This is a genomic window from Kangiella sp. M94 (assembly GCF_054926195.1).
Genome location: NZ_CM142903.1, coordinates 1,796,483 through 1,823,340, shown reverse-complemented (window position 1 = coordinate 1,823,340; position 26,858 = coordinate 1,796,483). Strand labels below are relative to the sequence as shown.

The following is a 26,858-nucleotide window of genomic DNA, read 5'->3' as shown; positions in this document are numbered from 1 at the left end:
TTAGAAATTACTGATTAGAAACTACTGGTCCTGCTGAGTCAGTTCTTCTTGTTGAGATGACTCTTTCTGCTCAGATTCATCTTCCTGCTCAGGCTCTTCTTCCTGCTGGGTCTGCTGATAGTTAAAGAAGTCTAAAATATTATGTTCCTGTTTCATAGCGTCTTGATAGCCAAGCTCGATTAAGTGGTTGGTAAAAGACTTGTCGAAAAGCAGGTAGCTCAAAATACTCTCACCATTTTCTTCATCAACGCCAATTCGTTTAAAGAAGAAGCGTAGTCCGCGCGGTAGATTCTTAAAATACTGGCCGGCAAGCTCCATCGGATCAGTGCTCGGTGAAATAATAAAGGTATCCACCTGTTTGAGGGTCAGCTGTTCGCGCACAATATCGCGCTCAGGAATATGAGCCAGTAATTCATTAACCCGCATCATGCGTTCGATATCGCTTTCTAAACTGTCAATGAAAATACTATCCAGTAAGTGGCCGCTGATATCACCAATCGACGGAATTTTGATTTCATGATCCACTTCGCCCCGCAATGGTTCTACCGTCACCACAAATAATTTATTCGCGCCTAAACGCAGAGTAGGGCTAAGCGGTGTTAGGAAACGCATTGAGCCATCTCCAAAATGAACATCATTGATAGGCTCAGATGGGAAAATCATGGGAATGGCGGTCGATCCCATTAGATGCGACAAGGTTAAATCTTCCGCTTTACCAAAACGACGAAAGCGTTGCCACTCGACCAAGTCGGGTATGCCCTGAAAGAAGCTGACTGAATCGCCGGTATTGTAGTTATAGGCTGTGATACAGGTTGCATCGAGGAAACCATTGTTAATGTTGTCGCGAATATCATCGAAGCGAATGGCTTTGGTGAGCAGTTTACGTAGTGGTGTGTTATCAAGCAGCGCCAATGGTTTTTTGAGTTGGCTGGCGGGACGCAAAATATTCCAAATCCAGCGGAAAGCATTGCCTGATAACTGACGTAATTTGGTATGGTAAATCTGATCCGGAGTCAGGTTGGCCCAGAGATGTTCCAGTCGCTTAATACCTTCATCAAAACGGTGGCTGTGTTCAGCGACCGCGCAGGAATTAATAGCACCGGCTGATGTGCCGGAGACGATTCTAAAGGGCGATTTTTCAGGATGCTCCAATATTTCTGAAACTGCTTTTAACACGCCCACCTGATAAGCAGCACGCGCACCACCACCACTAAGAATCAGTCCAGGAATTGAAGGGCGTTCAGTCATTGGTTTTACAGTGCCCAGCGTTTGCGTAGGGCAGCGTAAACTTTATTAGGATACTTTGCTCTGCCACGAGAACCATTGTAACGTCCAAGCGCATAGGTTAGGTTGCCTTTTTCCATATCGAGATACAGCTTTAGAATATAGCAGCCATAACGGACATTGGTTTCCATATCGAAAAGCGAATCTTCTGAATGGCCAATTTCATCTTTCCAGAAAGGCATGATCTGCATTAATCCACGAGCATTGGCGACCGACAGGGCATAGCGATCGAAGTTGCTTTCCACTTCCATAATGGCGAGCACCAATTGAGGATCAACCCCCGAAGTGTTGGCATAGCGATGAACCAATGTAAGAATTTTCAAGCGTTCATCTTCGGGAATATGGGGTGCGCGGCGAGCAAGACGCCCTGACATGTCTTTCATCCAGACTTCGGCATCATAGCGATCAACGAAATGATTATCAGCTTCCATTAGAGCCTTAAGCTCATCATAGAAAGCTTGGTTTGGTCGCTCTTGAGCCTGGCTGATTCCAGCGAAACCAGCCAAAGCGACAAGAACAATAACGATTAAAACTCTACTGAGTGTCATATTGCTTAACGCCATAGCACTTATTGTTGTAACAACCCTTGAATATAATCTACAACATTTTCTACGCTGACGTCATCTTTTGCGGTGTTTTGACGGTTCTTATATTCGATAGTTCCGTTTTCCAAGCCACGTTCGCTGACCACTAAACGATGAGGAACACCGATTAGCTCCATGTCTGCAAACATGACGCCGGGACGTTCTTTGCGATCATCAAATATCACATCAATGCCCAGTTGTTGTAAATCCTCATAAAGTTTTTCAGCTACTTGCTGCACTTGCTCCGAGCGATGCATATTCATTGGGATAATGGCAACCTGAAAGGGTGCAATGGCTTGTGGCCAGATGATGCCGCTATCGTCATAATTCTGCTCAATGGCAGCGGCAACAATACGCGAGACACCCACACCGTAACAACCCATCGCTAATGTCACTGCTTTACCATTTTGATCCAGTACCTTGCAGTTCATGGCTTCAGAGTATTTGGTACCAAGCTGGAAAATATGACCCACTTCGATACCGCGTTTAATTTCAAGAATACCTTTACCGTCCGGACTTGCATCGCCAGCAACCACATTGCGAATATCCATCACTTCGGATATTTGCGCATCACGTTGCCAGTTCGCGCCCGTGAAGTGGAAGCCAGTGTCATTGGCGCCACAGACAAAGTCACTGAGTACCGCCGCATCACGATCGACTATGACTGGGATATCCAAACCAGATGGTCCTACCGATCCGGCGTCGCAACCTGCCACAGACTTAACCTCTTCATCAGAAATCAGCTGTACTGGTTCTGCGACTAGCGGATGTTTACCAGCCTTAATTTCATTAAGCTCATGGTCACCACGTAAACATAAAGCCACCACTGGATTGCTTTCGTCTTCACCCACCACCAATAAGGTTTTTATCGTTTGATGTGGTTCAACTTTCAGTAACTCACAAACCTGTTTAATGGACTTGGTATTCGGAGTTTCGACTTTGGTTAAGTCCTGGGTCGGGGTAGCCGCTTCGTTTTGTGGCGCGAGACTCTGCGCTTTTTCGATATTGGCTGCATAATCGCCTTCACTACTGAAAGCAATAGCGTCTTCACCAGACTCTGCCAATACATGGAATTCATGCGAGTTACTACCACCGATAGCACCGGTATCCGCCAATACAGGGCGGTAATCCAGACCAATGCGCTCGAAAATATTGCAGTAGGCTTGATGCATGACCTGATAGGTTTCTGACAATGACTCTTCATCAACATGGAAAGAGTAGGCGTCTTTCATCAGGAACTCTCGAGCACGCATAACGCCGAAACGCGGGCGTACTTCATCGCGAAACTTGGTCTGTATCTGGTAAAAGCTCGCTGGTAGCTGTTTGTAGCTATTAATCTCGTCGCGAATGACCGCCGTAATGATTTCTTCGTGGGTTGGACCCAGACAGAAGTCACGACCATGACGATCTTTAAAACGTAGTAATTCGGGGCCAAACTGGTCCCAGCGGCCTGACTCTTCCCATAATTCAGAGGGTTGCACGCTCGGCATTAGCATCTCAACTGCACCAGCCTTGTTCATTTCTTCGCGAACAATGGCTTCTACTTTGCGCAAAACACGCAAGCCAGTTGGCAGCCAGGTGTACATGCCTGAGGCAATCTTGCGGATCATGCCTGCTCGGAGCATTAATTTATGGCTAATCAGCTCGGCGTCGCTTGGATCTTCTCTTTGTGTGGACAGTAAGTATTGGCTACTACGCATTAGTATCTCGTTGTTGTCATTATCAAAATCATAGAGGGCGTCTATTGTAGCAAGCTTTAATGGGGCTCAAAAGCGTCTTTGATAGATAAAGTGAATTGCTGATTGGTCAAAAAATGTACTATTATGTTGGTAAGTCTTTTTATAGGAGGCTTTATGAAAATACTACCTTTAGCTCTGACTGTTACTGCATTTGCGGTATTGGCAACAGGGTGCAATTCTACTTCTTCGCGCTACGCTGCATCTTCCGATGATGAATATGTCTATGTTATCGATTGGCAGAAAGTACAGATGATCGAAAAAGCTGCACGTGAAGGGAATGCCCACGTAGAAACGGTGTGGGTTAATTACCCTAAAAAACGTGTTAAGAAGAGTGAATTAGCGAGTAATTAACAGTGCAAGTAGCGACTAGCTTATAGTCGTTACTTGAGGTTATATAGATATGGGCTGCGTGAGCACTGCGCTCACGCAAAGGTATTTTTTGTGAATTGATATTTATAGTAGAGCCTAGTGCAGGCGTTTTCCTCCGACCCAAGTCTGCAAAACTTTCACATCATCCAGCGACTCAGGCTCAACCGAAAAAATATCTTTATCGATTAGAATAAAGTCAGCTTTTTTGCCCGACTCCAGACTACCAATTTCATCTTCCCAGAATCCAGAATAAGCGGCATCAATCGTAAAGGCTTTTAAGGTTTCGGCGCGATTGAGTTTTTCGCCGGGCAGCCAGCCGTTCTCAGGCTGGTTATCGCTGTTCTGGCGAGTCACTGCGGCATGGATACCGAGGAAAGGATTGGCCAGCTCAACCGGAAAGTCTGAGCCTGCAGCAATCAACACGTCATGCTCGCGCATCTTGCGCCAGGCATAAGCACCTTTTAAACGCTCGTCTCCAAGACGGTCACCTGCCATGTTCATGTCGCTGGTGGCGTGAGTTGGTTGCATGGAAGCAATAATATTCAGCTCGGCAAAACGCGGAATATCTTCAACCGCAACCACTTGAGCATGTTCGATGCGATGACGCAGCACATCCGCAGACTGCTCTTTCGGAAGTTTGGCAAAAGCATCTAGCACCAGGCGGTTAGCCGCATCTCCAATGGCATGTACGTTTGCCTGAAAGTCGTATTCGGTAATAAGACTTAAATCTTCGGCCAGCTTCTTTTCAGTGGTTAGCAACAGTCCTCTGTTGTCAGGGTCATCAGAGTAGGGGGCTAGTAATGCAGCGCCTCGACTGCCTAATGCGCCATCGCTGTATAATTTTACTGAGCGGAATTTTAGGTAAGGCAGTTCGATTTTGCCCATTTCGAGCATGGTTTTAAGGTGCGAGTCACTACCACTTAACATGCCATAAAGGCGTACAGGAATCTGATTCTGTTTGGCCATTTCCAGCATTAATTTATAAGTATCGAAATCGACGCCAGCATCATGAACCGAAGTGATACCCAGTTTCAGCATGTGATCAAAAGCCAGCTCCAAAGCTGTGCGGCGCTCCATGGTATTTAATTCAGGGATTTTGCTTTCCACCAAACCCATGGCTGCATCAATCAACACGCCCGTTGGCTCGCCATTGGCATCTTTAATAATTTTTCCGCCAGCTGGGTCGGCGGTGTCTTTAGTAATACCGGCAAGCTCTAACGCTTTGCTGTTAGCCCAACCTGCGTGACCATCAATGCGACTGAGCCAAACCGGACGGTCGCTGATAATGGCGTCCAGCATTTGCTTAGTTGGAAATTCTTTTTTGGCCCAAAGAACCTGATTCCAGCCTCGGCCCTGAATCCAGCGCAGCTCTGAATTGGCTTTGGCGTACTCGCTGATCTTTTTCATGGTTCCATCAAGCGAATCAATACCACGCAAATCAACGCGCATTAAATTGAGGCCTAATCCCAATACATGCCCGTGGGCATCAGTTAAACCGGGCAGTAAGGTAGCGCCTTTGCCATCGATTGAAATACTGGCTTTGGCTTTATTGGCGAGATCTTCGTGAGAGCCGTAAGCGATAACCTGATCGTTCTCGAATAATAAACTGTCAAACTCCACCAGTTCACCATCAGAAAAAGTATAGCCTTTAACGTTATGAATCAGGGTGGGAAGTGCCTGAGCCGCTGTGAAGAGGCTCGAAGTGATAAACAGGGCTAAGCCCAGAATCCATTTGGTCATATGCATTGTGATAGTTCTTGAGAAATTAGGGTAGTAGCACTTTAGTCTATTTTTCGTTCTGTATAAAGAGTTTGGATAATCCCGGTTTATCTGTTTCCTGTCGTAAAAGCTTCATTTTTGTGTCGCTGACCTGTCATTAGCCATTGTTATAAATGAGAGTGAAATAAAAGAGGTGAATTATGCTTAAGCAAACAAGTGTTATAAAAGAACAAGCGACAAAAACTCATAGCAAAATCGAGCTGAATTATCAGTCCATCATGCTGGAGCTGGCACAAAGTCTGATTCGAAAGCCCTCAATTACTCCTTCCGATCAGGGGTGTTGTGATTTAATTGGCGAGCGATTAGAAGCGATTGGCCTCCAATTAGAGTTTATGAATCAAAATCGGGTATCCAATCTTTGGGCAAAGCGTGGCGAAGGGTATCCAGTGGTGGTATTTGCTGGGCACACCGATGTGGTGCCTCCAGGTCAGAATGCAAAGTGGGATACACCAGCCTTTATTCCGGTGATTAAAGATGGCTTCCTGCATGGCCGTGGTGCTTCCGATATGAAAGGAAGCTTGGCCGCGATGGTGGTTGCCGTTGAGCAGTTTATTGCGCTGTATCCAGAGCATCAGGGCGCGATTGGTTTTATTCTGACGAGTGATGAAGAAGGTATTGCTGTTGAAGGCACAAGACATATAGTTGATAGCTTGCTGGCCCGTAAAGAAGTGATCGATTGCGCCATTGTTGGTGAACCCACCACCGAGCTCAAACTCGGAGACTCGATTCGTATCGGACGGCGTGGCTCCATTAACTGCAAAATAACTTTGCACGGTAAGCAAGGGCATGTGGGCTACCCTGAGCAACTGATTAACCCTATCCATAAGTCGTCACGATTGATTCATAAACTTTCCACAAAACGCTGGGATATGCCTAGTCGCTTTTTCCCTTCAACCAGTTGCCAGCTTGTGAAGGTCCATTCGGAAAGTGGTGCCATGAATGTGACACCAGCGGATTTAGAATTGTGGTTTAACTTTCGCTACTCGCCCAGAAATAGTTTTACGAAAATCAAAGCCTATGTGGAAAAGAAAATTATCAAGTATGGATTAAAGGCTGATATTGAGTGGGATCATGAAGCAGAGCCTTACCTGACTAAACGAGGTTCATTACGTAAAAGCCTGCAAAAGACCATTCAAAAAGAGTGTGGAATAAAACCAAAACTAACCACTGGTGGTGGGATATCGGATGGTCGATTTATCAAGCAAATCGCCAGGCAGGTCATTGAGCTTGGTCCAAGCAATAAAACCATCCACCAGGCCAATGAGCGAGTCAGCATTACTGAGCTGGATCAGTTACGTCATCTCTATTTTAAGTTACTGGAAGACCTGCTGCTAAATAGCAACAGGTCTAATAGTGAATAAAGGAAAAATATCTTAATCGATATAGCGTTTGCGCTTCTTATCTTTTAATTTCAACAGGTCAATCCAGACCACGCTATCAATGCAGTCTCCAAAAGCAGGATCCGAGCCAAAATCATGAAACTCAACACCACCTTCAATGCAAAGGTCGCTGTATTGTTTGAATAGGGTCGGCACACTAGAACCTAATTTCCCAAGCTCTGATTTCAATACTGCGAAAGCTTCTTTTTCGTCCAGATGTTTGAACAGCTTTTCAAGCTTAGCTTTCTGCACTGGCTTGATGCGATAGGCATTAAAGGATCGCGCTAATAGCAATGGAGCGCCATAAAATTTCTGGTAGAAATAAATGATCAGATCTTTGGCAAAGGCAGGATAGTCATTGCTCAGACTAATTGGCCCAAACAGGTATCGCACATGCGGATTTTCGCGTAAATATGCGCCAATCCCAAACCACAAATAATCGAGGCTACGCTTGCCCCAGTATCGTGGTTGAACAAAGCTTCTGCCCAGCTCCATGGCCATCGGGAATTTTTGTCGTAATTGATCTTCGTATCCAAATAGAGTTTCCGAATACAGTTCCTGATCTGTTCCCAACTGATTAATGTCAGCTATGCGATAGCTGCCCACAATCTCCAGGTCTTGTTCGTCCCACAACACAATATGCTTGTAGTAATAATCAAACTTATCAATATCGCGTCGGTTGCCCGTGCCTTCGCCAACTGCGCGAAATGCAACTTCCCGCAGACGGCCGATTTCACGAAGCAGAACTGAATCAATGGTATTTTGAAGCAGGTATATCTTTTTACCGTCATGGGTTTGACCAATCAAGCGGCAGCGACTTAATTCTTCTTTGAGTAACTGCTTTTTTTCTGGGTGAGCAATGGACTGTTCTGTTTCAAAAAGCCCGCTCTTATCTTTCTTTATGCCGTATAGATGCTCTTTGAAGCGAGCAATGCTGTCCTTGCTGGCTGGCGACATACCACTAAAAGAAGCATAGGGAATCAATTTGCCCACTTTAATAGGCAGAGTCAGCGAGATATTTTTGAACATTTCTCGAACCAGCAAAAGGGCGCTGACTGGCTTGGCAATCAGTGATAGTCCATAAAAGAATTTTGAGTTTTTACCGCCCACATGAATCGGCAAAATCGGCGCTTTTGCATGCTTTGCCATGCGCAGGAAGCCCGAATGCCATTTGCCATCGCGAACACCTTTGACGGACAAGCGCGACACTTCACCAGCGGGGAAGAAAATCACCGCCTGTTCATCGTCTAAAGCCTGATGGATTTGCTGAATTTTATCTCGACTATTTTGGCCGGTAAGATTGTTGACGCCTAAGAAGAAGGGGCGCAGTGGTGTCATTGACCCTAACAGTTCGTTAACCACGATTTTAACATCCTTGCGAACCGCATGTACTAAAGCTAGTAACGCCAGCCCATCCAATGAGCCTAACGGGTGGTTGGCTATGATCACCACGCGCCCGGACACGGGGATATTTTCTAATGAAGAGTTACTGACAGAGTAACTCAGGCCTAGATGTTCATTGACCTTTTCCAGAAAGTCGCTGTGGGATAAATGCTGATATTGCGCAATAAAGCCATTGATTTCCTGTTGGTGGAATAACTTGGCAATCAGATTCGAAACACCCGATTTGATACGAGGGGATTTATCCAGTTTAGGCAAAAAATGCTCGACCAGGTTTTTGCTATCAATCATAAGCTCCCGCTCCCAAATGAGTTGCTTGCAGTGAAACTATTATGTGTAAATACTTTTTCATGTTGGCTATTTTTTCAGCACAAAGTGACAACAGCATGGCAACCATTAGAAACTTTTATGACAGCAGAGCGCTTAACCTGTTGTCGGGAACTGGGTTAAAATTCAGCAATTCTGGGGCTTCCAGCTTGCTACTCGGCAAGCGGTGGCGTACCATACTGCGTTTTTTCGGGGTTTTTCCCTTCTTAAATAATTCAGGTTTCAGGCAGAAATACCTATGACAAGCAAAATGCGAAGCCACTACTGTGGCGAACTATCGAAAAATGAAGTAAATCAATCGGTTACATTGTCAGGCTGGGTGCATCGCCGTCGTGATCTTGGAGGTCTTATTTTCCTTCAGGTACGTGATCGTAGCGGTTTGATTCAGGTAGTGATTGATCCTGACTTTAAAGAGTTGTTTGCTACCGCAGAGCAGCTTCGTAATGAGTTTGTGATTCAGGTGAAAGGGCAGGTGCGTGCTCGCCCGGAGGAAATGGTCAATAAAAACATGACTACCGGTGAGATCGAAGTTTTAGCGCAGGAGCTAACTATCCTCAATAAAGCGCAACCACCAGCGATTCCGATTGATGAGAATCTGGAAGCATCAGAAGAACAACGCCTGAAATACCGTTACCTTGATTTGCGTCGCCCTGAAATGGCACAGAACATGATTTTCCGTCATAAAGTGACCAGCGCCATGCGTCGTTATATGGATGAGCATGGTTTTATCGACGTAGAAACGCCAATTTTGACTAAAGCAACGCCAGAAGGTGCGCGTGACTACTTGGTACCAAGCCGCGTACACAAAGGTTCATTCTATGCCTTGCCACAATCACCTCAGCTGTTTAAGCAGTTGTTGATGATGTCCGGCTTTGATCGTTATTACCAGATCGTTAAATGCTTCCGTGATGAAGACTTGCGTGCCGACCGTCAGCCAGAGTTTACCCAGCTGGATATCGAAACCTCATTCCTCGATCAGGAAGAAGTGATGGCGTTGATGGAAGGGTTGATTCGCCACCTGTTCCAAGAATTGATGGCTATCGAACTGCCAACATTCCCGCGCATGAGCTATGCCGAAGCGATGGAGCGTTATGGTTCGGATAAGCCGGACTTGCGTACCGATATGGAGTTGGTAACAGTTGATGCCATCGTTAAAGACGTAGAGTTTAAAGTATTTGCCGGTCCTGCCAACGACGAGCAAAGCCGCGTGGCAGCGCTGCGTGTACCGGGTGGTGCGCAACTAAGCCGTAAACAAATTGATGAATACACTAACTTTGTCGGTATTTATGGCGCCAAAGGTTTGGCCTGGATGAAGGTCAATGGGCAGGGCGCTGAAAACCTGCAAAGTCCAATTCTGAAATTCCTGGGCGATGACAAAGCACTGGCCATCGTAGAAAAAGTGGGTGCTCAAGAAGGCGACATTATTTTTTTCGGCTCGGACAGTAAGCGTGTGGTTGCTGATGCCATGGGTGCATTGCGCCTTAAAGTTGCAACGGATCTTGAGCTGATTCGCGATGAATGGAAACCACTTTGGGTTGTCGACTTCCCAATGTTTGAAGACATTGATGGTGAAATTCATGCATTGCACCATCCGTTTACTGCTCCAAAAGAAAACGATGTAGCAGCCGTTAAAGCTAACCCAACCGAAACCTTGTCGAAAGCCTATGACATGGTTTTAAACGGTAGCGAAGTAGGCGGTGGCTCGATTCGTATTCATAACCAGGATATGCAGGAAACGGTTTTTGATATTCTGGGCATTGATGAAACCGAACAGAAAGAAAAGTTTGGCTTCTTACTGGATGCATTGAAATTCGGTTGTCCACCACACGGTGGTTTGGCTTTCGGTTTGGATCGCTTGGTGATGTTAATGGTAGGTGCAGACTCCATTCGTGACGTTATCGCCTTCCCTAAAACCACCACCGCGAGCTGTCCTTTGACCCAAGCACCAAGCATTGTGGAAGAAAAGCAACTGGATGAGTTAGGCATTCAGGTGAAGAAAAAAGAACAGTAAGTAATAGAGCAATGGATTTACCACGGGCACTTCCTTCGGTCGCCCACTACGCGGAAGACTGAAATGAATGCCGTTGGTAAATGACATTAATCTTTTATTTCCTTTGCTGAAAGTATCTTTGCAACACTTAAGGCTAAGGTTATTAAACAACAAGTCACATAGAATTTAGAAAACATGCTAGGCCCGAACGTAAGAGAACGCTTTGGGCTAAACAATTTCGAGGCAGAAAGTTTGAGAAAGTGCGGATTTTACTGTTGCTAAATGACAAGCTTGAACAAACTTTATAACAACGAAATTGTGACGAGCAAAAGTTTGAGAGGAGTGCATAATGGCTGGTCATTCAAAATGGGCAAACATCAAACACCGCAAAGCAGCACAAGATGCCAAGCGCGGGAAAATCTTTACCAAAATTATTCGTGAGCTTGTAGTAGCTGCGAAAGAAGGTGGTGGTGATCCCAATGATAACCCAAGACTAAGAGCCGCCATGGATAAAGCGCTCGGCGCAAACATGAAGAAAGATACCATTGAAAAAGCTATCGAACGTGGTACCGGTAATGCAGAGGGCGACAACTACGAAGAGCTTACCTACGAAGGTTATGGCCCCGGTGGTGTGGCAATTCTTGTGGAATGCATGACCGACAATAAAAACCGTACCGTTGGCGAAGTTCGTCATGCCTTCACTAAGCATGGTGGAAACCTGGGTACCAATGGTTCGGTTGCCTACCTTTTCGAGAAAAAAGGTCAGTTCATCTTTGGCGATAATGTCGAAGAAGAAGCGCTGATGGAAGCTGCATTAGAAGCCGGCGCAGAAGATTTCGTAGCTCACGATGATGGTTCCTTTGAGCTGCAAACGAAACCTGAAGATTTTCTTGATATCAAAGAAGCATTAGTCAAAGCAGGTTTTGAGCCAGAAAATGCAGAAGTTTCCATGCTGCCATCAACTCAAGCTGAATTAGACGTCAATGATGGTTCCAAAGTGATTCGCCTGGTGGATCGTCTGGAAGAGCTGGATGATACGCAGAATGTGTATACTAACGCGGATATTCCTTCAGAATCTTACGACCTCGTCTAGAAGCTCCTATACTTCGACGATACTTCGTTAAACCGGCAGTGAAAAATCACTCATTTACTGTTTGTAAAATCCTGATTTTTCACTGCCAGTCTGCCTCGTCTCGCCATCGTCTAGGTGCTTCTATGAGTGTGATTAATATTGGATGAGGCTTTGTTGAGTTTATTTTGTAGGGACAACTCATGAGTTGTCCCTACAACAGACTGTTAACTCATCATCGCAAAAAATAAACTTGCCTCGTCTCGCCTTCGCCTAGAGAGCTATCTAGAGATAGAGTGCTATATTCGATGAGGCTTTGTTGAATTTATTCTTGCACAGAACCAGTTGAACATCGTTGGCCTAAAAAATTACCTCTTATAGGTTGGGTTAGCCGAAGGCGTAACCCAACAATGGATTTTCGGGCAGACACACAGGTCTGCCCCTACTTGATAATTGACAATTTGTAAGATAATCCTCGAAACAATCGGAACTTCGGAATAACTTGGTAGGGGCGCACCTATGTGTGCGCCCGATAAAGATGTCTATAACTGTTGGGATTCGCTTTGCTGATCCTGCCCCTCGGGTGCATCGCCAGCCTACAAACAACGTCTCTTTCCTCCCCGCCTTGACCATTGCTCCTAGAAAAAGTCTAATAGGCGATTGAGAATAATGATTACTTTCTGTTGGAGCTTTAATGCCTATCATCCTTGGAATTGACCCTGGCTCACGCCTGACGGGCTTCGGTATTATCGAAGTGGGTGGTCAAATTCCTGCCAACCGGCCACGTTACATCACCAGCGGCTGTATTCGAATTAAGGATGAAACCTTAGATTTAAAGCTCAAGCAGATTTTTGATAGTGTGTGTGAACTGATTCAGGAGTTTAAGCCTGATGAATTTGCCATTGAGTCGGTGTTTCTGTCGAAGAATGCAGACTCTGCTTTGAAATTAGGTCAGGCGCGTGGAGCTGCCATAGTTGCCGCAAGCCATTATGCTTTACCCGTTTCGGAATACCCCGCAACGAAGGTTAAGCAGTCTGTAGTGGGAACTGGTGGAGCCGATAAATCCCAGGTTCAACATATGGTTAAGGCCTTGCTCAAATTACCAACTAGCCCACAGGCTGATGCGGCTGATGCGTTGGCCGTGGCTTTATGCCATGCCAATACATCTCAAGGTTTAGCCCAGTTGAAGGGCGCCAAAACGATAACTAGAGGACGTTTACGTTGATCGGAAGAATACGCGGTACATTAATCGAAAAAACCCCTCCTTTTGTCATCATCGAAACTAGCGCGGGTGTCGGTTATGAAATTCAGGTGCCTATGACGACTTTCTATCAGTTACCGGAAGAGGGCGAGCAGGCCATTCTTTCGACGCATATGTCGATTTCAGAAAACTTACATGCGCTTTATGGTTTTATTAGCATTAAAGATCGGGCTTTGTTCCGTGAGCTGATAAAAGTGAATGGTGTTGGACCAAAGCTCGCTCTGGGGATTTTGTCAGGAATGGAGTCGGATGAATTTGTCATGACCGTGCATGACGGCAATGTGGATCGCTTGGTTAAATTGCCTGGCGTCGGCAAGAAAACGGCAGAACGCTTGTTGGTTGAAATGTCAGATCGCCTGAAAGACTGGTCAATTAGTGCCGGTCTGCCATCAAGCAAGCCATCTGATGCAACTATCGTACAAACAGGGAAAACTGATGCGTCGCAGGAGGCGGTCAGCGCATTGATTGCACTAGGCTATAAGCCTCAGATTGCCAGTAAGGCGGTGGCGCAGGTGGCACAAGACGATGCCAAAAGCGAAGAGCTTATTCGATTGGCGTTAAGGCAGTTAGCGAGTTAAGAATTCATGTCGTGTAAATTTCTAATTACTTTGTTCTGTTTGTTGCTGGTTCCGCTTCCCTTGTATGCGGAAGAAGATCCTGTTCGTGTCTACGCGGAGCAACGATACCAGAGCTTTGAGCCATTCGATTTATTGGAGCAGTCTGGAGTAAGTCAACAACTGAAATTTTTGCTGACCACTATCGATCAGCAAGAACTGCTTGAGAATGTTAACCAATATTACTATGCAGTCGATTTGTACGATGCCGGTCAAAAACAGGAGGCTTTCTATTATTTGTATTATTTAGCTCAATTAGGCTATAGCGCGCCTCAATTCTATATGGGCTATATGTATGATGCGGGCGAAGTTGTGACGCAAGATTATGAGGAAGCCATCTACTGGTATCTGCTTGCGGCAATGGGTGGAGACGCCGATGCCCAGCGCAATCTTGGCTATTTATATTATGATGGTGAAGGTGTTCAGACAGATTATGAAGAGGCCATATATTGGTTAAGCGAAGCTACTTTCAGCGGTGATCCGGACGCCCAGTTTGAGCTCGGATATATCTATGACATGGGTGAAGTTGTAGCTGAAGATCACTTCAAGGCAATCGTGCTTTATGAAATGGCTGAGCGAGCGAATCATTCTTCGGCCGCATATTATCTGGGTCTGTCGTACCGAGATGGTGATGGCGTAGACAAGGATTTGCAGTTAGCGTTTCAGTATTTCAAGAAAGCCGCTGATCTAGGTCATTCCGGTTCAATGAACTCGCTTGGTTTTGCTTATTTAAATGGACTCGGGACCGACAAAAACTATCAACAGGCTTTCGAATGGTTTGAAAAGGCAAAAGAGCAAGATGAGCTTTACGCTTACTATAATCTGGGCTGGATGTATAACCATGGAGTTGGCGTAAAAAAGGATTATCAAAAAGCGCTCGAACACTATCTTGTAGCAGCAAGGGCAAACGATGCAGATTCGTTATTTCAAGTTGGTTATTATCATGAAGAAGGGCTGGGAACCAAAAAAAATATTCGAAAAGCGGTCTATTGGTATGAACGGGCGATAAACCATAATAGTCTTGCCGCAATGAATAATCTGGCGAATATTTATTTCTACCATGACGGAAAGTGGAAGAACACGAAACAGGCCAAAGAGCTATGGGAAAAGGCTGCCAGTGAAGGTTATGTACTAGCTCAGTACAATCTTGGGACTTTGTACGAGACGGGGCAGAGCGTTCCCAAAGACGAAAATAAAGCTTTTGAGTGGTATATGAAGGCTGCAAAGCAAGATGATGGTGAATCACAGTATAAAGTGGCGCAGATGTTTCTTGAGGGTATAGGAACTGAAAATAATTATGATCAATATTACTATTGGCTGACCAAGGCTGCGGAAAATAATTATGAGCCAGCTATAGAAGAGTTAGACGATGATAATGATGATACAGCCTGGGAGCAGGTTAATCGTCTGATAGAGGCGGCTCAAGACTGAGGATAACAGTGGCTCTTAAATCCTTTGCTTTTTTCGTTTTCGTTTGTTCTTAAACATGTTTTTGTCTGCCAGTTCCAATAATGAATCTGCGGCTTCATTGTCATCAGGATAAATTGCAATACCAAAACTTGCACCGAGTTTAAAATCTATACCTTCTTCCTTCATCGGCTCATCAAGCGATTGAATTAAATTGCTAACTACTTCTTCGGCAGAATCTTTGCCGCTTACCGGTGACAAAATTATCGCAAATTCATCACCTCCAAAGCGCGCTACGGTATCGGAGCTCCTGATTTGTTCTGCAAACCTTGATGCAAGTGTTTGCAATGCTTTATCACCGATGTGGTGACCAAAGGAATCGTTGAGTACTTTCAAATCATCCATATCAATCGCAATCACTGCTAGTTTACTCCCATCTCTTTTGGCATGAGCAATATTTTGATGTAAGTGATCCATGAATAATGCTCGATTGGCGATTCCTGTAAGCTCATCCTGAGTGGCACGACGAAAAAGCTCATCTTGAGCATAGTACTCTGCATGATACATAGTGCTTGCCGCCAGCTCGGACATGTAGGCAATGATTTTAAGCTCTGCCATCGAATAAAAGTTAGGTTTTTTTGAGAGAACTTTTAAAACGCCTACCACCTTTTGCTCATGGAATAAGGGGAAGGCAATCATCGAACAGTGACCAATTGCCGCCCTCGAAATTTGATCCACTCTTGGGTCATTTTCGGTATCGTTGGCAATGAGTGCTTGTTTGGTTTTGATGGCAATGGAGGACATGTTATTGGCGCTTCTTCTTCTCACTCCATAATAATGTGAAGCGATACCAGATGCTGCTCTGATAACCATTTCATCGTTTTCAATCAGCTCAATAACCGCACCATCTGAGTTGGTCAGCATTTGAGATTGTTGAGCGGCCTCTTTGAGAATTGCACCAAAATTGATACCCAGACGGGCAATGGCAGTTTGCGCTTGAATTATTTCTTCAAGCTTTTTATGAGAGAGCTGTGTGTTCTCCACCGTTGGATCACTATATCGGAACTGCATCCTTGATCCTCTGACTGATTACAAAATCTACACTTATTACTATGGTACAAACCGAATATGCCTGTCAAATGACTAGTCTCTAATTCTGTTCAAGTATCTATCATTGCATACCAGCCCAAGGCTCATTAAAATCTATACCAATTAACTAGAAAGCAGGTGTCCCACAGTGAACTATTACGAGTCGCAACCCGTTATGCCCAAAAAACTGCTGGTAGCAGTCGCAGTAATTCTGATCTTTTTATCCGCACTGTTTGGTTACTCGTTCTATGAGCAGGAATTCCTGGATAAGCCAGTTTCACCGAATGGTATTCCCAGCCATTGGGCACTGTTAATTTGTGCTGTGACTGCTCTAGTAGCCTGGTATGTTTCTAAAATCGCAATTATTTTAAGAGTTGAAGGTGAGCATCTTTACGCAAGCCTTGGCAAGTTTGGCAAAACCAAGGTTGCGCTAAAGGATATTGAATCCGTTGAGGATAAGAAGGGTAACCCAGCCGCTGAATTTTTCGGTTATGGCTATAGAGTCAAGCTTAAGCAGCTGGGCTATATCGGTCGTGGCAAAGAAGCCATCGAACTAAAAATAAAAGACCAGAAACGGACTCTTGTGTTAACAACCGATAACGCCTCTTCGTTAAAAGAGGCTTTACGATCGAGTAGAGAATCTATTGAAGCTCATTAGCTTCAAGCTTTATCATATGAACCATTCCTGAAGGTCCATTCTTGATATTCCAATTTCCGAACATGGCGCGATTGCTCACATCAATCTCAAGGGAATAGTCAATAGTTGTGCCACTGCTGTACTTTTTAGTGAACTTAAAAGTTTGACCGTTGATGCGTGGATTTACAACTTCAGCAACTTGTGCGTAATACTGAGGGTTAAGATCGGGTTCTAAGATCATAGCAACGATGCTATTGTTTACCTTCTCCATCACCATGGAAAAGGTATTTGGGGGTGGTGTGTTGGCGTTTCGATTATTATAGTCATAGGTACCAACCCAGTGTCCTGTCATTAACTGATCAGGAATGCTGGAAACGGTTTGTTGTTTGTTCGTGCCATCCAACATCTGCTTCAGCTTATCCTTATTGGACTCAGCCGCAAGAGCAAGACCGTTGAATAAAACCAGACAACTAATGATAACCAGTTTGGTTGCGCTTTTAAGGAAAACCATATAACCCCCAATTCGATGTTTTATCAATATGATGACAGGGCTCAGTCTAGCACTGGAATGGGATTAGGGAAATAATCAGTTTTGAAGCCTCGATTAGCAGATGTCTAATCGAGGTCTATTGAACCAACTTGGAGTTTGAAGCTTGTGTTGGTCAGGGAATACTTTTTTATGGGGGGGAAGGAGCCGATTACTCGGCTTCTTTTTTATCTTCCGCTTTTTTTACGCGAATTTTGCTGCCGTCAACGTTGCGACCATTAAGATTCTTGACCGCCGCTTTGGCTTCGCCGATTTTAGGCATCTCAACAAAACCGAAGCCTTTTGAGCCGCCAGTAGCTTTATCTATGATCAAATTGCACCACTGAACTGTACCGTACTCTTCAAAAAGTGCTTTGACTTCGTCTTCAGTGGTGGTGCGGGCTAAATTTCGAACTAATAATTTCATTGCGAGAATTGGTTGGTGTGTATATACCGCATCATACCATTTGTTAGCTTGGATAGGCCATCAATTGTATTTTACTTTTCAGCCAAAGGCCGCACATACTGTATTAAAGAAACAAGGGTCTTGCCTGGTTCTTCCCAGGGTATCATATGCGCTGAGTGTTTAAACCAGACGGCTTTTTTATAGGGTGCTTTAACCTTATCCAGCCATTCGGCGGTAGGCTGTGATGGCGTAGTATAGTCATGACGGCCCATGAACATAATAACGGGTATCGACATATCCTTGATTGGCTTGAAATCCACAGCGAGAAATTCATCAATAACTTTTTCCAGGGTAAAGAGGCTGCCTTGATTAATGGCGCAGATTTCATCATCCAGATACTCAGGCGATAACCTTGCTGCTTTATAGTAATAGGTTGAATTATCCCTGTAAGCGGTTAGGCCTCCGTAATGCTGGGCCCACTTGCGGGCAAGAACAATTCGATCTCGTGTAATCGGCTTGTCACCGGGGTAGGGAGCGATGGTCATCATTTCATCAACGGCTGCTTGGTTGCCATGAGCTTTAGCTTGCTCCAGGCCGTAATTAAAACTGATACGTTCATTGTCGTGAGTGTTAATGACCTGTCCAATACCGACATAAGCATGAAACAAATCTGGGCGCTTAATGGCTGCGTGTAGGCCAACAATGGTTCCCCAGCTATGCCCCATCAGAATCACTTTCTCCTTGTTGTATTTTTCCTTGATGTGCTCGGCTATCTCAATGGCATCCGCAACATACTGTTGGATATGGATGGAATCTTTATAGCTATCAGGGTCATTTAAAGTATAAGTTTTGCCAGCACCACGCTGATCCCAGGTAACCATTGTGAAATATTCTTCCAAAGGACGCTGAAACTGCCAAAGGCTGGGGGAAATCGGAGCGGCAGGACCACCATGCACAAACAAGATAATAGGATTGTTTTTATCTTTTCCTCGAACGGTAATCCATTGGTCAATGCCGCCAATCTTCTCGGCATAAGATTCTTGAAAACCGTTTGGAGTAACGATCTTGTTTAGATCCGATATAACAGCTCTAGCATCCGCGTAAGACTTTATGCTGCATTCAGAACTCTCTTTTGCCAGAGCACCTATTGAGAAAATCAGCAAAATGGTAGAAGTAATAATTTTGTATGTCATTCCAGCTTCCTACTATGGTGGTGTTATCTATCTAGTTGGATGCAGAAAAAGAAGAAAGGGTTTAGTCGTAGCCTGTGACTTTAGGAATCCCTTTAGGGAATTAGCGTTAGCGTAATCGAGGAATATTCAATAAAACCTCGAAGTCGCTTTGTTCCTTCGAGGCTACGGGAAAAGTTTCATTAATGAAAAATCCCAACTGCTAGCTCCGCCCAGACCAGCAAAAACGCCAGAGCAATAACAATGATCGAGACAAGTCTATAAGGTGGCTTCTTGGTAATGACAAGAACCAGCTCAATCGCTAGGCCAGCACCAAGCAACATGATACCGAACACCAGGTAATCAAATTTAGTCCACATAAACTCATGGCTAAACTGATTGGCAGTTACAGCGCTTAACATTAACTGGGCTGCAATAACCCAGTAAGTGGTTCGTAATTTGTTACTGTTCATTGATTGTCCTTGGTTTATTCGTCACTCTCTTTCCGAAATATTATAGCATTCGTTTCAGGGTCGGTAGAGAATGCTAATAGCATATGAGTATCGCTATATCCGACTGCCATAGCTTTGATGGGTAATTCCTCGGAAGACTGGATGCTCTGGGAGTAATTCATAAGTTGTTCGCTTTGAACACCTGCAACTTTTGCTAAACACATTTTTGGGGAACACTGTAAGTTATTCAGTTGCGCCTTGCCTTCAATATGAAAAGGACTGGTATTAAAGTAATGCTGGTATTTAATCTTGGTTTCGTAGCTATACTCTGGTTCATAGTAAGATTCTTCAAGGCGATGCAAAGCCATATCAAAACCTTTCGAATCAGACATTAGTTTATAAATCTCATTCGAATTTAGAGCACCGTTTTCTTCAAGTGCATTAATTAATTCAACAATGTTTTCGTCTGTGTGTTTGACTGTTTCTGATTCGGTTGTGGCTTCTGAAGAGTTTTCGGAGGCAGCTTTATTATCACTGACATTGTGATTCGGCTGTGGATCTGCAATGACATCCTCAACCTTAATTCCTTTATTCTCTTTAGTAACCACTTCTTCCTGTTTTGGAGCTGACTCTTTTGAATAGAGGTAAAATCCGCCGAGAGAAACGGCGATGATAATAAGTGCTATCCCAATTTTTATTTTCATTCTGTTATGTCCTTTGTGTTTATTGATTTACTCAGTCACTACTAAACTAATTAAACTTTGCGCATGAGCATGCAGGTGGCTGTAGCATGCGCATAGAGCTTTCCAGCTTGATCCCGCAACTCACCTTGCGAAATACCGAGGGATTTCGACATGTTGATAACGGTCCCTTCGGCCAAAAGTGGTGTATTTACAGGCACAGGCCTTACCATCTTGACGTTAAGGTCAACGGTAGCGTATGCATCGCCTGCCGCCAGCATGGTATGAACCGCGCATCCGGTGATTGAGTCCAGGACCGTGGTCGCGAAGCCACCGTGAACGCCACCCAGCACATTGAGATGACGGTCATCAGCGTGTACCTCAAAAACAATCTTGCCTTCGGTAGCTTCGACTACTTTCATTGGCATGGTTTCGCACATGGTCGGCATCGCAAGCTTCCCTGAGACTAGCGCTTGCATAATCTCCAAACCAGACATCTCATTAATTTTCATAAATCGGCTCCTCATAGTGCCGCTATTTCTAAGGGGGCAGAGTAAGCAATGCTTCTTAATTCACTCTGAACCCATCAGTTCTCTCCATTAGCAGGTAGGTTCGTCGTGACGCAGATCCTGCCCTAGGGGTACCATTGGAATTAATGAAAACTTACGGGGTGAGTCGCGACGCACCCTACATTGGATAGTGCCCTAGCTTCTATCCTCAAAGTCACTTTGTTCCTTCGAGGCTACGCTTGCTGACCTCATTAATTCCCATAAATTACAAAGAGAATTAAGCCAATTAAGACCAAGCCTAAAGCAAGAAATAAAAACAGCATTGCATAAAAGACAAAAGGTCGCTCTTCTTTATAGTATGGCTTTTGAGATAGGTGAACCATAACAAGTTTATAGCGAGTAGCAATATAATAATTATAGAAGCAGACTATTGGGGTAACTATTAACAGTCCCAGAAAAACTGCAAGACCATAGTGAATATCAGTAAAAGTATTGGCCAAAAGAGTAACAACGGGTATTAGTATTAATAAATAGTATTGTCTTTTAACTTCTTTTTTATATGAATTAAGTCTTGAGCTTTTTGTTTTCATTAGTTCTTTCAAATAAGGTCTTAGAAAGTTGATGTAAGGGAGTATTAAATAATAAGCATGCGCTGACCCACTAATTAACCATTAGTTTCTTCGCACGACAGCTCCCAATGTTCTTCATTAGATGCATTCCCACTCTTTATACATCCGTCTAGGTAAGCTAATCCCCATATCATTTTATAGGTTGCCTGTTTTGATTTGCATAGCTCAGCTGAGCGGTAATTTAATATTTTTTGTACTCGGTTGGTGCTCCAGTTTACTCCGGTATAAATAATTACCTTGAACTTTCTTTCAGAAAGTTTTTCCTCAGAATAACCTGTAGTAAAGCCACACTCATTTTTAACCGCAACCTTTGGGGTATAAGCACATGCATACAAAAAAAGAGTTAAGAGCATTAAAAATGTAAGTTTTAGTTTAGGATGTCCCATCATTACACCACAGACCAACGCAGATACCTTTCTGATTTGAACCGATACTAGCAAAACCTAGGTGTTCGGGGAAGCGTTTAGAGAGTTACTAAGATCTCGCTATCGCTGCTGATTCTGATTGTACTGCTTTGGCTAAGCCTTATAATGTCTGCAATTTCTATCAACTGATATTTCCATGCTATTTTTCGAGAATACGGCGCTTCGCCGTGGCAAAACTGTTTTATTCGAAGATTCGAGTTTCATTATTAATCCAAGAGATAAGGTCGGGGTGACGGGTGCTAATGGTACCGGTAAGTCGTCTTTATTTGCTTTGATTCGTGGTGAGCTGGAGGAGGATGCGGGGAATTTCTCGATGGCGGGCGGTATTACCATTTCCAGCGTGCGTCAGGAGACGCCGTCGGTTGAGGCTCCTGCGTTGGAGTATGTGTTGCAGGGTGATGAGGAGTTGTGTGCTATCGAGGCGGAGCTGGCTCGTTTAGAGGAAAGGGCGGTTTCGGGTGAGCACAATGACGCGGATGGTCAGCGGGTCGCTAAACTGCATCAACGGCTGGACGAAATTAATGGTTATTCGGCGCGTGCTCGCGCTGGTGCTTTAATGCATGGTTTGGGTTTTAGCGCTGAACAAGAGTCGCTACCCGTATCAAGCTTTTCGGGCGGTTGGCGGATGCGCTTGAATCTGGCGCAGGCTTTGATGTGTCGTTCTAACTTGTTGCTGCTCGATGAGCCGACCAACCACCTGGATATGGAAGCAGTGATCTGGCTGGAAAACTGGCTTAAGGCCTATCAGGGCGCTGTGCTGCTTATTTCCCACGACCGCGATTTTCTCGACCGCACCGTTAATCGTATTGCCCATATCGAACAGCAGAAGGTCACTCTGTATAGCGGTAACTATTCTGACTTTGAAATTCAGCGCGCAGAACAGCTGGCGCAACAACAGGCGCAGTTCGAGCGTCAGCAAAAAGAAATTACCCACATGCAATCCTTTGTCGATCGTTTTAAGGCCAAAGCTTCGAAAGCCAAGCAGGCGCAGAGCCGTCTTAAGGCTTTAGAACGCATGGAAAAGATTGCCCCAGCGCACGTTGATTCGCCGTTTGATTTTGCTTTTCCTGAACTGGGCCATTTGCCGAGTCCTTTGCTGCAACTGAAAGATGCGGATGCCGGTTATCAAGTCGATGGTGGTGTAAAAAAGATTTTATCGGGCGTCGGCTTTTCATTGATGCCCGGCGATCGCATTGGCTTGTTGGGTAAAAATGGTGCCGGTAAATCGACCTTGATTAAAGTGCTGGCTGACGAGCTGCAATTATTGGCGGGCGAAAAAGTATCCGCTAAAACGCTCAATATTGGCTATTTTGCGCAGCATCAGTTGGAGCAGCTGCATCCGCAAATGTCGCCTATCCAGCATTTTCAACGCGATTACCCTAAAGCCACCGAACAAGAGTTGCGCAATTTTCTAGGCGGCTTTGATTTTAATGGTGATAAGGCGCTTGAGCCTGTGGCACCATTTTCAGGGGGCGAAAAGGCACGCCTGGTGTTAGCCATGCTGGTTTATGCAAAACCCAACTTATTGTTACTGGATGAGCCGACTAACCACCTGGATCTAGAAATGCGTCACGCCATGACCATTGCTTTTCAGAGTTTCGAAGGCGCTATGGTGCTGGTATCGCACGATCGGCACATGCTACGAACCGTGTGTGATGATTTGTATCTGGTGGCTGATGGTAAGGTTGCGCCTTTCAAAGGCGATCTCGACGATTATGCCCGTTGGTCATTAGAGGATACTTTGCAGCAAAAGAATGCGGCTAGTAGTGCTAACAATGCGGAATCAGGCGAACAGATCGAGTCGAATAAAAGTGGTGCTGATAATGACCTTTCACGCAAAGAGCAAAGAAAGCTAGAAGCAGAAAAACGCAAGCAGCTGCAACCGCTGAAAAATAAGCTGAGAAAACTTGAGCAAAAATTAGACGAATTGCAGCAGCGAAAAGCCAAGCTTGATGACGTTATGGCTGATCCAACGCTATATGAAGAAAGCAACAAGCCCAAACTGGTGGAGTTGAGTGGTGAATATTCGCAAGTGAAGGATCAGTTAGAGCAGACCGAGGAAGAGTGGCTCGAGCTTCAAGAGCAACTAGAGCAAGGGATTTAATCCTCATAAAAGTGTTGCGTCTTAGGGCTGGCCAATGTGCCTGCCGAGAACCTGTAGGCTGGGATGAATATAATGAATCCCAGCAATGGCCGACTCTAGGTTTAACACTGAAATCAAACTACTTGTTGCACCAAAAGGGCAGGTTTCGTTCGGATTCACTTCGTTGGGTCTGTCCCTATGGGTAGATCACCAACCTACGAGAGCCTATAAGGGATATAAGCCAATTATGACCAATTATGGAAATCGCGAATGGCGTGGTTCCATAAGTTACAGACACTTGGTAGACTAGCTTCACGTTATTTATCGGTAGTGCCTTTGCACGAAATCCAATGATTGAGCATGACCGCATCATCGCACCATCTGAGTTTGCTGACGAAGATCAGTTTGATCGCGCCATTCGCCCGACTACGTTAGGTGAATATGTTGGACAGGAAAAAGTCCGCGAACAGATGGAGATCTTTTTAGGCGCTGCTAAAAAGCGTCAGGAAGCATTAGACCATGTATTAATCTTTGGCCCTCCCGGCCTAGGTAAAACCACCTTATCCAATATCATTGCCAATGAAATGGGCGTGGGCATCAAGCACACTTCCGGCCCTGTGCTGGAAAAAGCCGGCGACTTAGCGGCCATGCTGACTAATCTTGAGCCTAATGACGTTTTATTCATTGACGAAATCCACCGTTTAAGTCCACACATCGAAGAAGTGCTCTATCCTGCGATGGAAGACTATCAGCTGGATATCATGATTGGTGAAGGACCGGCGGCGCGTTCGATTAAAATTGATCTGCCACCTTTTACTTTGGTCGGTGCTACCACACGTGCAGGTCTTCTGACTTCTCCGCTCCGCGATCGCTTTGGTATTGTGCAAAGGCTGGAGTTCTACAACTTAAAAGATTTAACTCATATTGTGATGCGCTCTGCGCGCATTCTGGATTTGCCGATTGAAGAGAAGGGCGCGCTGGAAATTGCCCGTCGCTCTCGCGGCACGCCACGGATTGCCAATCGTCTGTTACGACGAGTTCGAGATTATGCGGAAATCAAATCTGATGGCGTGATTACTCAAGATATTTCCGACCGTGCGTTGGACATGCTCGACGTTGATCATAAAGGCTTTGACATGATGGATCGCAAATTATTGCTGACCATTATAGAGAAGTTTGCTGGCGGCCCGGTGGGGCTTGATACGCTGGCGGCAGCTATTGGCGAAGAACGCGATACCATTGACGAGGTGTTGGAGCCGTTTTTAATCCAGCAGGGCTTCATTCAACGTACGCCACGCGGTCGAATCGCTACCAAGCTTGCCTATCAGCATTTCGAGATTATTCCTCAAGATCCCGACCTTTTTAACTAATTTACTGAATATATAAGGGAAATTTGCCAATGCCATTGCAGATTTTTCGAGATGCTATTAACACTATTTACTATTTGAATCGTTATAATACTGAGTCGCAAAAACAATGAGTGTGCGTGAATTTATTTGGCCTGTTAGAGTCTATTACGAAGACACTGATGTGGCGGGCGTGGTTTTTTACGCCAACTATTTAAAGTTTTATGAGCGTGGTCGTACTGAATGGCTTCGTTCTTTGGGGTGGGAACAGGATATCTTGATCGACAAGGGCTTAGCTTTTGCCGTGGCTCATGTGGATGCCAAATACCTCCTTCCGGCCCGTTTTAATGACAAACTTCTGATCAAAACACGAATCGCCAGCGTTCGCCGAACCAGCGTGATTTTCGAGCAGGAAGTGGTCACTGATGATGAACAACAATTAGTAGTGAATAAAGCAACTATACGCGTGGCTTGCGTTGATATGAAAACCATGAAACCTGCTGCCATGCCTGACTATTTAAAAGAGGAGATAGCTCGTGACTGGTGCTGAAACGACGACAAGAGTTCTGTCAACGTCTGAAGATCCGATGTCGATTGCCAACCTGTTTTTACATGCCAGTATTCCGGTACAGGCCATCATGGTTTTGTTATTAGTCATATCGGTTATTTCCTGGGCCTTAATTTTCCAGCGTTCCAATGTCCTTAACAGAGCCGCCAGAGAGAGTAAGAAATTTGAAGACCGATTCTGGTCGGGTATTGATTTAGGCAAACTCTCTACGGATTTATCGCAGCGCCAAAAACCGGTATCAGGTCTGGAGTCATTATTTCAGGCAGGTTATCGTGAGTTTATGCGCTTGCGCCAGCAAAGTGGTGTTAGCCCTGAAGCTGTCATGGATGGTACGCACCGTTCTATGCGTGTGGCTCACAGCCGTGAAGTAGAAAAGCTGGAGCGTAACTTGTCATTTTTGGCAACGGTTGGCTCGGTGACTCCTTATATCGGCTTGTTCGGCACCGTATGGGGCATTATGAATTCTTTTATTGCCTTAGGTTCAGTTAAACAGGCGACTCTGGCCATGGTTGCCCCAGGTATTGCAGAGGCCTTGATTGCGACAGCAATGGGTTTGTTTGCGGCAATTCCTGCGGTTATTGCTTACAACCGATTCATCAATCGTCTGCAGCGCATTGAAACTCAGTATGAGAACTTCCTTGAAGAGTTCTCCGGCGTATTACACCGTAAAGCGCACAGCTAGGAGTAGTCATGACTCAACTGGTTCGAAGAGAGCGCCGCCGGCCTAATTCAGAAATTAACGTCGTACCTTACATCGACGTGATGTTAGTGTTGCTGGTTATTTTTATGATTACGGCACCGCTGATTACGGCGGGGATTGATGTTGAGCTACCCAGCGCTCATGCAGAGCCTATTTCTCCGGATGAGCAGAATCCATTTGTAGTTGGTATTAAAGCTGACGAGTCGTTCCACATGGATATTGGTTCGCGACAATTTCGAGATTTAACGTTGGATGAGTTGATGACATTGATTGCCAGAGAGCGCGAAAACTCTCCGAATGCGCCGATCATGATCAAGGGTGACCGAAGAGTTCCTTATGGAACCGTGGTTGAGTTGATGGATCAATTGCGTCAACAGTTCGGTGTGGAAAATGTCGGTTTAATGACCGACGCAATGTAATTAAAGGTTAGGTATTT

General features: G+C 45.0%; 27 protein-coding genes. 13 read left to right on the top strand and 14 right to left on the bottom strand.

All coding sequences use genetic code 11. From position 1 onward, the window contains the following. Positions 1 to 21 precede the first annotated feature (21 nt). The 3 genes from ACYTXU_RS08390 to ACYTXU_RS08380 are packed head-to-tail and all read right to left on the bottom strand — an operon-like array spanning position 22 to position 3,568. A complete protein-coding gene (locus ACYTXU_RS08390; RefSeq protein WP_462206220.1) occupies positions 22 to 1,248 on the bottom strand; it encodes a patatin-like phospholipase family protein in 1,227 nt (408 codons plus the stop codon). Positions 1,249 to 1,253: 5 nt separating this feature from the next. Continuing rightward, on the bottom strand, positions 1,254 to 1,847 hold the full coding sequence (locus ACYTXU_RS08385) for a transglycosylase SLT domain-containing protein (RefSeq protein ID WP_462206219.1): 594 nt from the start codon (positions 1,845 to 1,847) through the stop codon (positions 1,254 to 1,256). A 5-nt stretch (positions 1,848 to 1,852) separates the two neighbouring features. Further along, positions 1,853 to 3,568: a proline--tRNA ligase gene (locus tag ACYTXU_RS08380; RefSeq protein WP_462206218.1), complete on the bottom strand. Its 1,716-nt coding sequence runs from the start codon at positions 3,566 to 3,568 to the stop codon at positions 1,853 to 1,855. A 153-nt stretch (positions 3,569 to 3,721) separates the two neighbouring features. On the opposite strand from ACYTXU_RS08380, the gene ACYTXU_RS08375 reads away from it, so the two are divergent. After that, entirely contained in the window at positions 3,722 to 3,958 is a 237-nt protein-coding gene (locus tag ACYTXU_RS08375) for a hypothetical protein (protein ID WP_462206217.1), read from the top strand. A 114-nt stretch (positions 3,959 to 4,072) separates the two neighbouring features. Here the strand turns inward: ACYTXU_RS08375 and ACYTXU_RS08370 are convergent, their stop codons facing one another. After that, the gene (locus ACYTXU_RS08370; protein WP_462206216.1) at positions 4,073 to 5,722 is read right to left on the bottom strand and encodes an amidohydrolase; all 1,650 of its coding nucleotides are present in this window, start codon (positions 5,720 to 5,722) and stop codon (positions 4,073 to 4,075) included. Positions 5,723 to 5,895: 173 nt separating this feature from the next. On the opposite strand from ACYTXU_RS08370, the gene dapE reads away from it, so the two are divergent. Beyond that, positions 5,896 to 7,116 carry a succinyl-diaminopimelate desuccinylase gene (gene dapE, locus ACYTXU_RS08365; RefSeq protein ID WP_462206215.1) on the top strand — a complete coding sequence of 407 codons (1,221 nt, stop codon included), beginning with the start codon at positions 5,896 to 5,898 and terminating at the stop codon, positions 7,114 to 7,116. A gap of 12 nt (positions 7,117 to 7,128) precedes the next feature. Here the strand turns inward: dapE and olsF are convergent, their stop codons facing one another. After that, positions 7,129 to 8,826 carry a bifunctional ornithine lipid synthase OlsF gene (gene olsF, locus ACYTXU_RS08360; RefSeq protein WP_462206214.1) on the bottom strand — a complete coding sequence of 566 codons (1,698 nt, stop codon included), beginning with the start codon at positions 8,824 to 8,826 and terminating at the stop codon, positions 7,129 to 7,131. Between the two features lie 286 nt (positions 8,827 to 9,112). Here olsF and aspS point away from each other — a divergent pair, with 286 nt between their 5' ends. The 5 genes from aspS to ACYTXU_RS08335 all read left to right on the top strand — a co-directional run bounded on the left by aspS (position 9,113) and on the right by ACYTXU_RS08335 (position 15,227). Next, the gene (aspS, locus tag ACYTXU_RS08355; RefSeq protein ID WP_462209391.1) at positions 9,113 to 10,873 is read left to right on the top strand and encodes an aspartate--tRNA ligase; all 1,761 of its coding nucleotides are present in this window, start codon (positions 9,113 to 9,115) and stop codon (positions 10,871 to 10,873) included. Between the two features lie 328 nt (positions 10,874 to 11,201). After that, positions 11,202 to 11,945: a YebC/PmpR family DNA-binding transcriptional regulator gene (locus ACYTXU_RS08350; protein ID WP_462206213.1), complete on the top strand. Its 744-nt coding sequence runs from the start codon at positions 11,202 to 11,204 to the stop codon at positions 11,943 to 11,945. Between the two features lie 670 nt (positions 11,946 to 12,615). Further along, positions 12,616 to 13,146, top strand: a complete 531-nt coding sequence (ruvC, locus tag ACYTXU_RS08345) for a crossover junction endodeoxyribonuclease RuvC (protein ID WP_462206212.1) — start codon at positions 12,616 to 12,618, stop codon at positions 13,144 to 13,146. Further along, positions 13,143 to 13,760 carry a Holliday junction branch migration protein RuvA gene (gene ruvA / locus ACYTXU_RS08340; protein WP_462206211.1) on the top strand — a complete coding sequence of 206 codons (618 nt, stop codon included), beginning with the start codon at positions 13,143 to 13,145 and terminating at the stop codon, positions 13,758 to 13,760. The genes ruvC and ruvA overlap by 4 nt, the downstream gene beginning before the upstream one ends. 6 nt (positions 13,761 to 13,766) lie before the next feature. Beyond that, a complete protein-coding gene (locus ACYTXU_RS08335) occupies positions 13,767 to 15,227 on the top strand; it encodes an SEL1-like repeat protein (RefSeq protein ID WP_462206209.1) in 1,461 nt (486 codons plus the stop codon). A 15-nt stretch (positions 15,228 to 15,242) separates the two neighbouring features. On the opposite strand, the gene ACYTXU_RS08330 is transcribed toward ACYTXU_RS08335, so the two are convergent. Further along, on the bottom strand, positions 15,243 to 16,274 hold the full coding sequence (locus ACYTXU_RS08330) for a GAF domain-containing protein (RefSeq protein ID WP_462206208.1): 1,032 nt from the start codon (positions 16,272 to 16,274) through the stop codon (positions 15,243 to 15,245). 166 nt (positions 16,275 to 16,440) lie between these two features. Here ACYTXU_RS08330 and ACYTXU_RS08325 point away from each other — a divergent pair, with 166 nt between their 5' ends. Beyond that, on the top strand, positions 16,441 to 16,950 hold the full coding sequence (locus tag ACYTXU_RS08325; protein WP_462206206.1) for a hypothetical protein: 510 nt from the start codon (positions 16,441 to 16,443) through the stop codon (positions 16,948 to 16,950). Here the strand turns inward: ACYTXU_RS08325 and ACYTXU_RS08320 are convergent. The 8 genes from ACYTXU_RS08320 to ACYTXU_RS08285 all read right to left on the bottom strand — a co-directional run bounded on the left by ACYTXU_RS08320 (position 16,934) and on the right by ACYTXU_RS08285 (position 21,689). Next, positions 16,934 to 17,440: a hypothetical protein gene (locus ACYTXU_RS08320; protein WP_462206205.1), complete on the bottom strand. Its 507-nt coding sequence runs from the start codon at positions 17,438 to 17,440 to the stop codon at positions 16,934 to 16,936. The genes ACYTXU_RS08325 and ACYTXU_RS08320 overlap by 17 nt on opposite strands. Before the next feature lie 187 nt (positions 17,441 to 17,627). Beyond that, on the bottom strand, positions 17,628 to 17,882 hold the full coding sequence (locus ACYTXU_RS08315) for an RNA recognition motif domain-containing protein (RefSeq protein ID WP_462206204.1): 255 nt from the start codon (positions 17,880 to 17,882) through the stop codon (positions 17,628 to 17,630). A gap of 71 nt (positions 17,883 to 17,953) precedes the next feature. Then, positions 17,954 to 19,054, bottom strand: a complete 1,101-nt coding sequence (locus tag ACYTXU_RS08310; RefSeq protein ID WP_462206202.1) for an alpha/beta hydrolase — start codon at positions 19,052 to 19,054, stop codon at positions 17,954 to 17,956. Between the two features lie 179 nt (positions 19,055 to 19,233). Beyond that, on the bottom strand, positions 19,234 to 19,503 hold the full coding sequence (locus ACYTXU_RS08305; protein WP_462206201.1) for a hypothetical protein: 270 nt from the start codon (positions 19,501 to 19,503) through the stop codon (positions 19,234 to 19,236). 14 nt (positions 19,504 to 19,517) lie between these two features. After that, positions 19,518 to 20,186, bottom strand: coding sequence for a hypothetical protein (locus ACYTXU_RS08300; RefSeq protein WP_462206199.1), 669 nt, complete (start codon positions 20,184 to 20,186; stop codon positions 19,518 to 19,520). Positions 20,187 to 20,236: 50 nt separating this feature from the next. Then, the gene (locus ACYTXU_RS08295) at positions 20,237 to 20,674 is read right to left on the bottom strand and encodes a PaaI family thioesterase (RefSeq protein WP_462209389.1); all 438 of its coding nucleotides are present in this window, start codon (positions 20,672 to 20,674) and stop codon (positions 20,237 to 20,239) included. A 248-nt stretch (positions 20,675 to 20,922) separates the two neighbouring features. After that, positions 20,923 to 21,261, bottom strand: a complete 339-nt coding sequence (locus ACYTXU_RS08290; protein ID WP_462206198.1) for a hypothetical protein — start codon at positions 21,259 to 21,261, stop codon at positions 20,923 to 20,925. Positions 21,262 to 21,335: 74 nt separating this feature from the next. Beyond that, a complete protein-coding gene (locus tag ACYTXU_RS08285) occupies positions 21,336 to 21,689 on the bottom strand; it encodes a hypothetical protein (protein WP_462206196.1) in 354 nt (117 codons plus the stop codon). Between the two features lie 172 nt (positions 21,690 to 21,861). Here ACYTXU_RS08285 and ACYTXU_RS08280 point away from each other — a divergent pair, with 172 nt between their 5' ends. The 5 genes from ACYTXU_RS08280 to tolR all read left to right on the top strand — a co-directional run bounded on the left by ACYTXU_RS08280 (position 21,862) and on the right by tolR (position 26,841). Then, positions 21,862 to 23,829, top strand: a complete 1,968-nt coding sequence (locus ACYTXU_RS08280; protein WP_462206195.1) for an ATP-binding cassette domain-containing protein — start codon at positions 21,862 to 21,864, stop codon at positions 23,827 to 23,829. Positions 23,830 to 24,158: 329 nt separating this feature from the next. Next, a complete protein-coding gene (gene ruvB, locus ACYTXU_RS08275; protein ID WP_462206194.1) occupies positions 24,159 to 25,178 on the top strand; it encodes a Holliday junction branch migration DNA helicase RuvB in 1,020 nt (339 codons plus the stop codon). A 106-nt stretch (positions 25,179 to 25,284) separates the two neighbouring features. Beyond that, a complete protein-coding gene (gene ybgC / locus ACYTXU_RS08270) occupies positions 25,285 to 25,704 on the top strand; it encodes a tol-pal system-associated acyl-CoA thioesterase (protein ID WP_331891270.1) in 420 nt (139 codons plus the stop codon). Next, positions 25,691 to 26,404, top strand: coding sequence for a protein TolQ (gene tolQ, locus ACYTXU_RS08265; protein ID WP_462206193.1), 714 nt, complete (start codon positions 25,691 to 25,693; stop codon positions 26,402 to 26,404). The genes ybgC and tolQ overlap by 14 nt, the downstream gene beginning before the upstream one ends. 8 nt (positions 26,405 to 26,412) lie before the next feature. Beyond that, positions 26,413 to 26,841, top strand: a complete 429-nt coding sequence (gene tolR / locus ACYTXU_RS08260) for a protein TolR (RefSeq protein ID WP_462206192.1) — start codon at positions 26,413 to 26,415, stop codon at positions 26,839 to 26,841. Positions 26,842 to 26,858: the final 17 nt, after the last annotated feature.